Origin of the sequence: Micromonospora sp. NPDC048898 (genome assembly GCF_043198035.1) — a bacterium.
Classification (GTDB): Bacteria; Actinomycetota; Actinomycetes; order Mycobacteriales; family Micromonosporaceae; genus Micromonospora.
The window spans coordinates 84168-95260 of sequence record NZ_JBICUF010000019.1 but is presented as its reverse complement, the minus strand read 5'-3'; the positions used below and the strand labels follow the sequence as shown (position 1 = coordinate 95260).

The 11093-nt window shown below is 71.2% G+C and carries 10 protein-coding genes and 1 riboswitch; of the genes, 8 read left to right on the top strand and 2 right to left on the bottom strand.

Annotated features, from left to right (window positions below):
* Nucleotides 1-92 precede the first annotated feature (92 nt).
* Nucleotides 93-222: riboswitch (cobalamin riboswitch) on the bottom strand.
* A gap of 308 nt (nucleotides 223-530) precedes the next feature.
* Nucleotides 531-1337, top strand: coding sequence for an inositol monophosphatase family protein (locus ACGFIQ_RS32075; RefSeq protein WP_393249371.1), 807 nt, complete (start codon nucleotides 531-533; stop codon nucleotides 1335-1337).
* Between the two features lie 137 nt (nucleotides 1338-1474).
* Nucleotides 1475-2182 carry an MBL fold metallo-hydrolase gene (locus ACGFIQ_RS32070; protein ID WP_393249369.1) on the top strand — a complete coding sequence of 236 codons (708 nt, stop codon included), beginning with the start codon at nucleotides 1475-1477 and terminating at the stop codon, nucleotides 2180-2182.
* An 11-nt stretch (nucleotides 2183-2193) separates the two neighbouring features.
* Here ACGFIQ_RS32070 and ACGFIQ_RS32065 read toward each other — a convergent pair whose 3' ends face one another.
* Nucleotides 2194-3153 (bottom strand): transcriptional regulator, encoded by a 960-nt coding sequence (locus ACGFIQ_RS32065; RefSeq protein ID WP_393249367.1) that lies wholly within the window; start codon nucleotides 3151-3153, stop codon nucleotides 2194-2196.
* A gap of 58 nt (nucleotides 3154-3211) precedes the next feature.
* Here ACGFIQ_RS32065 and ACGFIQ_RS32060 point away from each other — a divergent pair, with 58 nt between their 5' ends.
* A complete protein-coding gene (locus ACGFIQ_RS32060) occupies nucleotides 3212-4513 on the top strand; it encodes an MFS transporter (RefSeq protein ID WP_393249365.1) in 1302 nt (433 codons plus the stop codon).
* Between the two features lie 26 nt (nucleotides 4514-4539).
* Here ACGFIQ_RS32060 and ACGFIQ_RS32055 read toward each other — a convergent pair whose 3' ends face one another.
* Nucleotides 4540-4875 (bottom strand): hypothetical protein, encoded by a 336-nt coding sequence (locus ACGFIQ_RS32055; protein WP_393249363.1) that lies wholly within the window; start codon nucleotides 4873-4875, stop codon nucleotides 4540-4542.
* A gap of 119 nt (nucleotides 4876-4994) precedes the next feature.
* On the opposite strand from ACGFIQ_RS32055, the gene ACGFIQ_RS32050 reads away from it, so the two are divergent.
* The 5 genes from ACGFIQ_RS32050 to ileS all read left to right on the top strand — a co-directional run bounded on the left by ACGFIQ_RS32050 (nucleotide 4995) and on the right by ileS (nucleotide 11085).
* The gene (locus ACGFIQ_RS32050) at nucleotides 4995-5576 is read left to right on the top strand and encodes an RNA polymerase sigma factor (protein ID WP_393249361.1); all 582 of its coding nucleotides are present in this window, start codon (nucleotides 4995-4997) and stop codon (nucleotides 5574-5576) included.
* The gene (locus tag ACGFIQ_RS32045; RefSeq protein ID WP_393249359.1) at nucleotides 5569-6282 is read left to right on the top strand and encodes a hypothetical protein; all 714 of its coding nucleotides are present in this window, start codon (nucleotides 5569-5571) and stop codon (nucleotides 6280-6282) included. Before ACGFIQ_RS32050 ends, ACGFIQ_RS32045 begins: the two co-directional genes overlap by 8 nt.
* Nucleotides 6283-6347: 65 nt before the next feature.
* Nucleotides 6348-6878, top strand: a complete 531-nt coding sequence (locus ACGFIQ_RS32040; RefSeq protein ID WP_393249357.1) for a hypothetical protein — start codon at nucleotides 6348-6350, stop codon at nucleotides 6876-6878.
* Nucleotides 6879-6901: 23 nt separating this feature from the next.
* Nucleotides 6902-7567, top strand: a complete 666-nt coding sequence (locus ACGFIQ_RS32035) for a hypothetical protein (RefSeq protein WP_393249355.1) — start codon at nucleotides 6902-6904, stop codon at nucleotides 7565-7567.
* 371 nt (nucleotides 7568-7938) lie between these two features.
* Complete coding sequence (ileS, locus tag ACGFIQ_RS32030; protein ID WP_393249353.1) at nucleotides 7939-11085, top strand: isoleucine--tRNA ligase; 3147 nt, start codon at nucleotides 7939-7941, stop codon at nucleotides 11083-11085.
* The last annotated feature ends 8 nt before the right edge of the window (nucleotides 11086-11093 follow it).

Below are 11093 nucleotides of genomic sequence, written 5' to 3'. Positions count from 1 at the left end.
CGGGTCATGACGATGCTCGTCGATGAATGAGACGCCGTGCGTCATCGGGTCCTCCTCGGGTGTCCACGCCCTGGGGTACGTCCCGACGGCCGAAGTATCCTGGCTTCCGGATCGACGCTCTCCCCCGGCCTTCCAGCCGCAGACACACGGCCGTGACTCACGAGGGGGGATCACTCCCCGGTGACAGTGGCGGGACCGCGTCGGAATCGCACCGACTTCCTTCACTGCCGTCAGGCCGCGAATGCTGCCACACCGCCGCGCCGCCGGTCAACGCCGGCCCCGGCGTCGCCCGGCCGCGCTCATCACATTGACCTGGGAAAATATAGGCGCGCGGGGTTGCCTGACCACGAGACGGCGAGCCGGCGCGGCCGGCGAGTCAGTGACAGCCAGCCGAGAAAACGGGCGTGCTACCGCGGATGCGGGGCGTCGACTGTCCGACAATGGTTCATCGAACGCAGCGCGGGCACCTCCGGCCTCTACCCGATATTCGACGAGATGTTCACCTCACTCTGGGAGCGCAGCCGCCAGCTATGACCGACTACGCCCGCCTCCTCCCCCTCGCGCAGGAGGCCGTGGACCTGGCGCACGACCTGATGCGGACGCTCCAGCCCGGTGCGCTGACCTTCAAGGGTGAGCGCGACATGGCTTCCGAGGTGGACTACGCCATCGAGAGGGCGGTCCGCGAGCATCTGGCCGCCAAGGCGCCTGATATCGCTTTCCTCGGCGAGGAGTACGGGAGCAGCGGCGACACCAGCACACTGACCTGGGCACTCGACCCCGTCGACGGCACCGTCAACTTCGTCCACGGCTCACCCCTGTGCGGGATCTCCCTCGGCCTCATCCACGACACAGACGCCGTCCTCGGCGTCATCGACCTGCCGTTCCTCGGCACCCGCTACCACGCCACCAGGGGGCACGGTGCCTACGCCAACAATCGACGCATTCAGGCCAGCCGGGTCACCGACCTCAGGGACGCCGTCGTCGCCATCGGCGACTACGCGGTCGGCACTGGGGCCAGCCGGAAGAACGCCGAACGACTCGCCATCACCGAGCAGCTCACCCGGCACGTCCAACGGATCCGCATGCACGGGTCTGCCGCAATCGACCTCGCCTGGTTGGCTCACGGCAGGATCGACGCGTTCATCATGCTCAGCAACAAGCCCTGGGACACCGTCGCGGGTGTCGTGGTCGCCCGAGAGGCGGGCGCCCTGGTCGTCGACTTCGACGGCACCCCCCACAGCGTGCACTCCGTCGCCACGATCGGTGGCAACGACCTGCTCCTACCGCCCGTCCTCACGCTCGTCCAACGATCACTCGAACGTGCGGCACCCGGCTAGGTTGTGACTCGCGGATCATGAGGGGTCGTAGCCTGCCTCGGTGCTTGTGGCGGTGGCAAGCGGCCCGGTTATCTAGGATCGGTGACCGCCGGAACAGCGTCCGCGAAAGATCTCGGGGGTCGATCACCATCGTCGCCATGCGATTCCACCACCTCGCCGGTCGGGTCTGGCTCTGCCCGGGCGACCCGGACCCGGAGGCGGTCCAGGCCGGTGTCGCAGTCGTCGCCGACGAGCGCGGCAGTGTGCTGATCGACGCCGGGCAGAGCCCCGCGCACGCCCGGGAGATCCAGGCCGCGCTGACGGCCGCCGGGCTACCCCAGCCGCGCTGGCTCGTCTACACCCACCACCACTGGGACCACGTCTGGGGCGCCTGCGCCTGGCCGGGAGTCGAGATCGTCGGGCACGAGACGGCCGTACCGCTGCTGCGCGCCGAGGCCGCCCGCCCGTGGAGCCACCACTATCTGCGCGAGCAGGTACGCGCCGATCCACGCCTCGGCCCGAGCTTCCGGGCTCGGGCGCTCGCGGTGGAATCGTGGGAGGACTTCGCCGTCCTGCCGCCCGCCCGGGTCTTCGCCGACGTGGACGAGCTGCCGGTCGGGGTCGAGCTACGTCACGTCGGCGGCGGCCACGCACCGGACTCGACGGTGGTGCTGGTGCCGGACTCGGGCGTCATGCTGCTGGGCGACTGCTTCTACCCGCCGCCGGCACACCTGCGCCGCCCGGAGGACGGTCCTGACCTGGCTCTGGTCCGGCGTCTGCTCGACGACACCTACGACTGGTACGTCTCCAGCCACGCCGAGCCGATGACACGTGAGCAGACCCGCTCGGCCGTCGACGGCACCTGACCCATGCCCTGTCAGAACGATGAGGCTCCGGCCACGAGCGCCCGCGCCGCATCCGTCCACCAGTAGAGGACCTCCCGGCCCGACCGGCGCTTCTGGAGCAGACCGGCCTCCGTCAGCACCCGCAGGTGACCACCGACGGTACCGAGCGGCAGCCGGGTCGCGGCGACCACGGCCGTGGTGCTGACCGGCTCAGCTGCCTGCACCAGAATCATGCTCCGCGCGTTCCCGAGCAGGCGGCGCAGAGATTCCGGTGTGCGGAGAGCCGCCTCGGCGAAGATTCCCGCCACCGGATAGACGATCCCGAAGCGGTCGGGCAACCTCCAGGAGATCCAGCCTCCCCGGCAGTGGGCCGCGAAGAACGTCAGCGTCCCGCCCCGGACGTCGGACGGTGGGTAGGGCCGCTCCTCGACCTGCAGTCGGCCGTTGCCCAGCCAGCGCATGCCGGGCCGCATGTCGTTGATGACCCCGGACCATCCGTCCCTGCCCAGACGAGAGATCCGGGACACCACGTCGGCCCGCAGCACCGACTGGCGGCGCGGCCAGTCCGCCTCGATCGTGTGGTGCCAGACCCAGCGCACCAGGGCGGCCATCCGGCTCGCTAACCCCGAAACCCGCAGTTCCGGGGCCAGCGGGGAACGTACGTGGGCCAGATCGGCACGGATTCGGTCATCCGGCAGCGACTCCAGCTCCACGAGTTCGTCATCCAGCGTCATGTCCGGGCGGGCGGGCGGCACCGTCAGGAAGTCAGCCATCCAGGAGGCCGATATCGCGTGCGCCAAGAGGACCCTGGTCACCGGGTCCTCGTCGAGACAGCCCTGAAACGCATCGACATGCTGGTCCCGCCAGACCCGATGCCACGGAAGCGGCTGACCTCGGCGCAGGATATTCAGCGCCCCCAACGTCTCGGCGAGCTGCGAAGTGCCGAAACGCGCCTGCGCCATCACTTCGGCGTCGACCAGGAACACCGCCACGTTTCGCCTCCAGCCGAAACTGTAGGGCGGCGCCGCATAGTGTCGCAAGCTCCCGGCCATGCACAGCGACAGCCACCCCGGCGACTCAACGACCGTGAGCGCGCGGAACTTCACGGCGCTGTGGCTCGGTGCCGCGTTCACCAACCTGGCTGACGGCGTCGTCAAGCTGACCCTGCCTCTGCTGGCCGTGTCAATGACGGACTCCCCTGCGCTGGTCGCCGCCGCCACCCTGGCCAACACCCTGCCCTGGTTGCTCTTCTCACTGCCCGCCGGCGCACTCGCCGACCGGGTGGACCGCCGGCGCCTGATCATGACGATGGCCGCCGGACGCGCCCTGGTCCTCGCCGTGCTCGTCGGTGCCATCGTCCTGGGCAGCCTCCCGCTGGCCGGCCTGTACGCGGGCGCTCTGCTTCTGGGCACCGCCGAGGTGTTCGCCGACACCACCCGGATGGCGGTCGTGCCGATGGTCGTACCCCGCAACCGCATGGAATCCGCGTTCGCGAAGTTGACCGCGACCGAGACCGCCGCCAACGAGTTCATCGGGCCCTCGCTGGGTGGACTGCTGGCCGCCGCCGGGCTGGCCGTAGCGCTCGGCGCTGGTGGCGTCGGCTACGCGGGCGCACTGCTCGCACTGGCAGTCATGACCGGCCACTACCGCAGCAACGGTCACCCCGGACCGGCGACGAAAGCCCGGGGTCTCCTCACCGACGTCCGGGAGGGCATCCAGTACGTGTGGCAGGCGAAGATCCTGCGGACCCTGCTGCTGGTCGCCGGCGTGGCGAGCGGATGCTGGGCGGCCTGGATGGCGGTCATCGTCGTCTACGCGATCGCACCCGGACCGATGAACCTGAGCCGCGCGGAGTACGGCCTGCTGATCGGCGCGCTGGGCGTGGGCGGCGTCGTGGGAGCCTCCGCCGCGCCCGCGCTCACCCGCTCGCTGGGACGGCGAGTCGTCCTCGCCGGGTCGATGGCCAGCTTCGCCGTGCTGCTGGCAGCACCAGCGATCACCTCGTCCCCCCGGCTGGTAGCCGTGACGACAGTCCTGGGCGGCGCAGGCTCCGGTGCGTGGAACGTCACCTACAGCTCGCTGCGCGCACTCGTCGTGCCCGACCAGATGATGGGGCGCTACAGCGGGGTCAGCCGCCTGACCAGCTGGGGATCGATGCCGCTCGGGGCTCTGATCGCCGGCCTCACTGCGGAACTGGCAAGCGTCAGAGCGGTCTTCTGGGGTGGAGCGCTTCTCTGCGCCCTGGTGCTCGCCGTGACGTTACGAACGGTGACATCGCCCGAATTCCGACGGGTGGAGGCCCGCGCGATCACCTCCCACGAACCTGCGCCGGCCCGCCCGCGCCGATCCTGACTCCGGAGACTCCACCGGGCCGGCGTTCAGCGGGCGTGGCGCTCCGGGTGGGCCCGGTTCCACACCCGCATTCGTTCCGGGTAGCCGGTGCGGCCCGCCTCGTACAGGGGCACGGCGTGCTTGCGGGCGATGGACCCGGCCGCGCGTGGTGTGCCGGTGCGGCGACGGATCCACTCGCCGTCGTGGGCGATCGCCACCACCGTGGTGTCCGTCGCGGTGGTCTCCGGCTCCAGGTAGAACTCCACCCCGTGCCGACTCGTGACGAACGCCTCCAGCGCGGCGAGATCGTCCCGGGTCGCCTCCCGATCCAGCTTCGTCGGGGTCGCCTCGGCACCCCGCGACCGGCGACTGAACCAGCTCATGCCAACCCCTTTCCCTCGACGCCCTCCAGTGCAGCACCGATTCCTGGCAATACGCTGCACGCCCGATGGGAGACAGCTGATCTGACGAGGGCTGGAACCTGCGGCGGGTGGGCGGTGTCATGAGTGTGATCCGAACGGAGGTTCCCCTGGACGACGACGCTCTCGTCACCCGCGCTCGCTCCGGTGACCTGGAGGCGTACGACCTCCTGGTCGCCCGGCACACCGCGTCCGCGTACCGGACGGCGGTGCTGCTCGGCGCGGGCTCGGACTCCGAGGACGTCATCCAGGAGGCGTTTGTGAAGGCGTACCGCAAGTTGTCCCGTTATCGGGGCGAGTCGTCCTTCCGGTCGTGGCTGCTCGCGATCGTCGCCAACGAGACCCGCAACCTGCACCGCTCCCGGGGCCGGCGGGACGGACTCGTCCTGCGGGCGGCGGCAGCTGACCCGATGTCGGAGATCACCGAGGACGGAGCGGTGGGAGCGGTCCTCGCCGGGGAGCGCCGCACCGCGCTGGTGCGGGCTCTGCGTCAACTGCCGGTACGGGACCGCGAGGTGATCGTCTGCCGGTTCTTCCTCGATCTCAGCGAGGAGGAGACGGTGGCGGCGCTGGGCTGGCCCCGGGGCACGGTGAAGTCGCGCACGTCCCGGGCGCTGGCGAAGCTTCGCGGCCTGCTCGACCGGGAGGAGGTCCGGCATGGGTGACCTCGAACGGGAACTGCGTGACCTGTCCGCCTGGCTGGACACGCCCGAGCCGCCCGACGTGCGCGCCCCCGTCCGCGTACGGCTGCACCGGCCCGTGCGCCGGTGGCGCCCGCTCGCCGCGGCGGCGCTCGCCGCCCTCCTGCTCGTGGCGGTGCTGCCGCCGACCCGGGCCGCCGTCGCCGACGCCGTGACGGGGCTGCTGCGCTTCGCCGGCGTCAGCATCGCCACCTCGCCCGCACCGACGCTGCCCAGCGGTGGCGCCGCACCGTTGCCGGGGCAGCGCGCCGCCGGCCTGGACGAGGCACAGCGGGCGGTACGGTTCCCGATCCGTTTGCCGGCGAAGCTGGGGCCGCCCGAGCGGGTGCTGGTCGCCGACCCCGACCCCGCGGGCACCTGCCGGGTGGCGACGTTGCTCTACGACGGCGGCGCGCTGCGCGTGGACGCGTTCGACGGTCGCCTCAACCTGTCCTTCCACAAGGAGGTCACCCCGCCGGGGGCGGAGTGGGTCCAGGTCAACGGCGACTTCGCCGTGTGGGTCGACGGCCCGCACGTGCTGTCCTACGTGGACCGGGCGGGGAATGTCCGCCAGGAGAGCGCCCGGCTGGCCGCCTCGACCCTGATCTGGCAGGACGCCGACGTGAGCTACCGGATCGAGGGTGCCCTCACCCGGGCCGAGGCGATCGAGATCGCCCACTCACTGCGTTAGGAACCGGACGGACGCGACAGGTGTCCTGAAGATACGAGTCGTCGACGCGTACCGGAGGGGTCGAGATGGGTTCATGGGGTAGGGCGCTGCTGGCGGCATCTGTGGTTCTGCTGGCGGGGTGCACGACCACGGCCAGCGGCGGGTCGGCCGCGCCGAGCGCCACCGCGACGAGCACCACGAGCAGCGCGAGCGCGCCGAGCGCCGCGACGGGCTGTCACTCGCCGGTCGAGACGACGTCGCTGCCCGACTGGGCGGACGCCGGGTTCAGCGGGGACGCGCGGATTCCGCACGTCTTCGGCGCGAAGGGTGACATCGTGGCGGCGCTGTTCGCTCATCCGCTGCGCCAGGTCCGCGAGGACGGGTCGAACAACAAGATCCTGTGGGTGGCCCGCGCCGCCACGACCTCGCCCAACCCGACCGCACCGGCGACTCTGGTGATCACCGCGACGTTGGACGGCACCGACACCAGGGTGACCCGGGAGGTCGCCGGCGGTCCGGGGCCGTCGATCATCGACATGCCGCAGGCCGGGTGCTGGCATCTCGACCTGCGCTGGTCCGGGCACACCGACACGATGGACCTGGTCTACGCCCCGTGACCGCGCGCCCTAGGCTGCTGGGTGTGCGGGAGGACGCGCGGGCGGCCGCGGTCCGCAACAACGCCGAGTGGTGCGACATCGTCTGCGGCAGCCACGGGCTGACCGGCCGTACCGACGCCGACGCCTGGTCGGTCCCCCGCCGCTCGCCACAGTGGTACCCGGACGCGGTCACCCTGCGGCCGGGCGTCGACGCCGTGACCCTGCTGGCCCGGATCGACGCCGGGCCCGGCGCGTCGGTGAAGGACAGCTTCGCCGACGTCGACCTGTCCGGGTACGGGTTCCGGGTGCTCTTCGACGCGCAGTGGATTCACCGGTCGCCGGCGGTTCCGGCGACCGGCGAACCGCTCACCCCGGTCACCATCCCCGACGGGCTGACGGCCTGGGCGGCGGCCCACGGCGGCGGGGAGGTGTTCCGTCCCACGCTGCTGGCCGACCCACGGGTACGGGTGCTCGCTCGCCACGACGACCGGGGTGCGATCACCGGCGGCGCGGTGCTCAGCGGCGACGGCCCGTACGGTGTCTCCAACCTGTTCGCCCGCACCGACCGCGCCGGGGACATCTGGCGCGCGGTGTGCGCCACCGTGCCCGCCGCGTCGCTTGTCGGCTACGAAACCACGGCGGACCTGGCCCCCGCCCGGGAGAACGGCTTCACCACCACCGGCCCGCTGCGCGTCTGGCTGCACCCCTAGGGCTCCGGCCGCACCGGGTGCGGCCCTAGGGCTCCGGCCGCACCGGGTGCGGCCCTGGGGCTCCGGCCGCACCGGACGCGCTGACGTCACGCCCTCGACGCCCTCGCTCGGTGCCCCGCCAGCTATGCTGGCCGACATCGGCACCGATCCGGCCATCACCGGGGAGCCTCCGGAAGAACGGGCAGCTCAACCGCCCCAGTAGACCCGGACGTAGCGGCACGTCACGTCGTGGGAATTGAGCGGCGCCCGCACCATCGGGGCGCAAGCGGGGTGGTACCGCGGAGTCCTGGCCATACGCCCGACACTTCGTCCCCGCGTGGGCAGTGCGTTGATGCCCACGCCAGCGGATGTGGAGTGTAGGGAGAGCGTCGATGACGGACGACCCGTCGAAGTCACCATTCGTGCCGCTGCCCACCAGGATCGACTTTGGTGCGTTGGACCGCGCGGTCATCGAGTGGTGGCAGGCCAACGACGTGTTCAACAGGAGTCTGGCGCAGACCGCCGACGGCCCGCCGTGGGTGTTCTACGAGGGGCCGCCGACCGCCAACGGCACACCCGGCACCCACCACGTCGAGGCACGGGTCTTCAAGGACCTCTTTCCCCGGTACCGGACGATGCGGGGCTTCTCGGTGCCCCGCCGCGCCGGGTGGGACTGTCACGGCCTGCCGGTCGAGCTCGCAGTGGAGAAGGAGCTGGGGCTCGCCGGCAAACCCGACATCGAGAAGATGGGCGTCGCCGAGTTCAACGCCCGGTGCCGCGCCTCGGTGCTCCGGCACGTGGACGAGTTCGTCCAGCTCAGCGAGCGGATGGGTTACTGGATCGACCTGGAGCACCCGTACCAGACGATGTCACCGGAGTACGTGGACAGTGTCTGGTGGTCCCTGAAGCAGATCCACGACAGCGGGCGCCTGGTGGAGGATTTCCGGGTCGCGCCGTACTGCACCCGCGACGGCACGACCCTGTCCGACCACGAGGTGGCCCAGGGGTACGAGACGGTCACCGACCCGTCGGTGTACGTGCGTTTCCCGGTGCGCGGGGCGGTCGCCGGCCACAGCGGTGTCGAGCTGCTGATCTGGACCACCACCCCGTGGACCCTGGTGTCCAACACCGCCGTCGCCGTCCATCCCACGGTGACGTACGCCGTCGCGCGCACCGAGCGGGGCACGTTCGTCGTCGCCGAACCACTGACCCGGCGGGTCCTCGGCGACGACGCGGAGATCCTGGCGACCGTACCGGGGTCGGCCCTGGAGGGGTTGCGGTACGAGCGGCCGTTCGACCTGGTGGACATCCCCGACGCGCACCGGGTGGTCCTCGCGGACTACGTCACGACCGAGGACGGCACCGGGCTGGTGCACCAGGCACCGGCCTTCGGCGCGGACGACCTCGCCGTCTGCCGCGCCTACGGGTTGCCGCTGGTGAACCCGGTCGCCCCCAACGGGCGGTTCAACGACGGCATCGACCTGGTCGGAGGGGTGTTCTTCAAGGACGCCGACGCGTTGCTCATCGACCGGCTCCGGACCTCTGGTCGGTTGTTCCGGCACGAGCCGTTCGAGCACCCCTATCCGCACTGCTGGCGGTGCCACACCCCGCTGATGTACTACGCGCAGCCGTCCTGGTACATCCGGACCACCGAGGTGCGCGACGAGCTGACCCGGGAGAACGAGAACACGACCTGGTTCCCGGAGCACATCAAACACGGCAGGTACGGCGACTGGCTCAAGAACAACATCGACTGGGCGGTGTCCCGCTCCCGGTACTGGGGCACCCCGCTGCCGCTGTGGCGCTGCCCGGACGACCACGTGACAGCCGTCGGCTCCCGCCGGGAGCTCGGCGAGCTGGCCGGCGCCGACCTGTCCGAGCTGGATCCACACCGCCCGTACGTCGACGAGATCACCTTCGCCTGCCCGGACTGCGGCCAGGTCGCGACCCGGGCACCCGAGGTCATCGACGCCTGGTACGACTCCGGGGCGATGCCGTTCGCGTCGTTGGGCTACCCCCACGTGCCGGGCAGCAGGGAGGTCTTCGAGCGCACCTACCCGGCCCAGTACATCTGCGAGGCGATCGACCAGACCCGGGGGTGGTTCTACACACTGATGGCGGTGGGCACCCTGGTCTTCGACAGGTCCCCGTACGAGAACGTCGTCTGCCTCGGGCACATCCTGGCCGAGGACGGCCGCAAGATGAGCAAACACCTGGGCAACATCCTGCTGCCGATCCCGTTGATGGACACGCACGGCGCCGACGCGGTGCGCTGGTTCATGGCCTGCTCCGGCTCGCCGTGGTCGCCGCGCCGGATCGGGCCCGGTCCACTCGACGAGATCGTCCGCAAGGTGTTGATGACCTACTGGAACACCGCGGCGTTCTTCTCCCTCTACGCGGCGAACTCCACGTGGGCGCCGCACCTGGCGCAGCCGGTCGCCCAACGACCGGTCCTGGACCGGTGGATCGTCGGCGAGGTCCACGCCCTCGCCGCCGCCGTGGACGACCGGATGCGCAACTACGACACGGCCCGCGCCGGCCGACTGCTCGCCGACGTCATCGACGACCTGTCGAACTGGTACGTCCGGCGGTCGCGGCAGCGTTTCTGGGAGGGCGACCCCGACGCGCTCGCCACCCTGTACGAGTGCCTCGACGTCCTCACCCGGCTGCTCGCGCCGTTCGTTCCGTTCGTCACCGAGGAGGTGTGGCAGCAGGTCGTCCGGCGCGGCAACGCCTCGGCCCCGGAGTCGGTGCACCTGGCGACCTGGCCCACCCCCGACACCAGCCTGATCGACACGGAGTTGTCGGCCCAGGTGGCCACGGCGCGGGCGTTGGCCGAGGCGGGCCGGTCGGCGCGGAAGACGAGCAGTCTGCGGATTCGGCAGCCGTTGAGCCGGGCGCTGGTGGGACTGCCGGCCGGCACCGTGCTGCCGCAGGCGTTGCTGGACGACATCGGCGACGAGTTGAACGTCAAGGTCCTCGATCCGCTCGACCCGCAGAGCGGGGTCATCGACGTGCAGGTCAAGCCGAACTTCCGGACCCTGGGCCGCCGGTTCGGCAACCGCACCCAGCACGTCGCGAAGGCCATCGCCGCCGTGGCCCCCCGCGAGTTGGTCGACGGTGCCCGGGCGAACGGGATGTTCCCGCTGTCGGTCGACGGCGCCCAGGTCGAGGTGGGCCTGGACGACCTCCTGGTCACGGAGGTGCCGCGCACCGGTTGGGTCGTGGAGTCCCAGCGCGGGGTGACGATCGCGCTGGACACCGAGATCACCCCCGAGCTGGCAGCCGAGGGCGTCGCACGCGACGTCGTCCGCCTCGTCCAGCAGGCCCGCCGCGACGCCGACTTCGAGGTCGCCGACCGGATCGCGGTGGCGATCGCCGCGCCCACCGAGGTCGCCGCGGCGATCGCCACGCACCAGTCGCTCATCGCGCACGAGACCCTCGCGCGCACGCTGACGGTGGTCAGCGCGTTGTCGGAGGGCTTCGCCGGCACCGTGGGCGACGGCCAGGAGATCGTCGTGCACGTCGTGCGGGCCTGACCGGGCGG

Excerpts from the sequence above, each read along its gene's own strand:
- ACGFIQ_RS32075 (WP_393249371.1), top strand. The coding sequence starts at position 531 with ATGACCGACTACGCCCGCCTCCTCCCCCTCGCGCAGGAGGCCGTGGAC.
- ACGFIQ_RS32070 (WP_393249369.1), top strand. The coding sequence starts at position 1,475 with ATGCGATTCCACCACCTCGCCGGTCGGGTCTGGCTCTGCCCGGGCGAC.
- ACGFIQ_RS32060 (WP_393249365.1), top strand. The coding sequence starts at position 3,212 with ATGCACAGCGACAGCCACCCCGGCGACTCAACGACCGTGAGCGCGCGG.
- ACGFIQ_RS32055 (WP_393249363.1), bottom strand. The coding sequence starts at position 4,875 with ATGAGCTGGTTCAGTCGCCGGTCGCGGGGTGCCGAGGCGACCCCGACG.
- ACGFIQ_RS32050 (WP_393249361.1), top strand. The coding sequence starts at position 4,995 with ATGAGTGTGATCCGAACGGAGGTTCCCCTGGACGACGACGCTCTCGTC.
- ACGFIQ_RS32045 (WP_393249359.1), top strand. The coding sequence starts at position 5,569 with ATGGGTGACCTCGAACGGGAACTGCGTGACCTGTCCGCCTGGCTGGAC.
- ACGFIQ_RS32040 (WP_393249357.1), top strand. The coding sequence starts at position 6,348 with ATGGGTTCATGGGGTAGGGCGCTGCTGGCGGCATCTGTGGTTCTGCTG.
- ileS (WP_393249353.1), top strand. The coding sequence starts at position 7,939 with ATGACGGACGACCCGTCGAAGTCACCATTCGTGCCGCTGCCCACCAGG.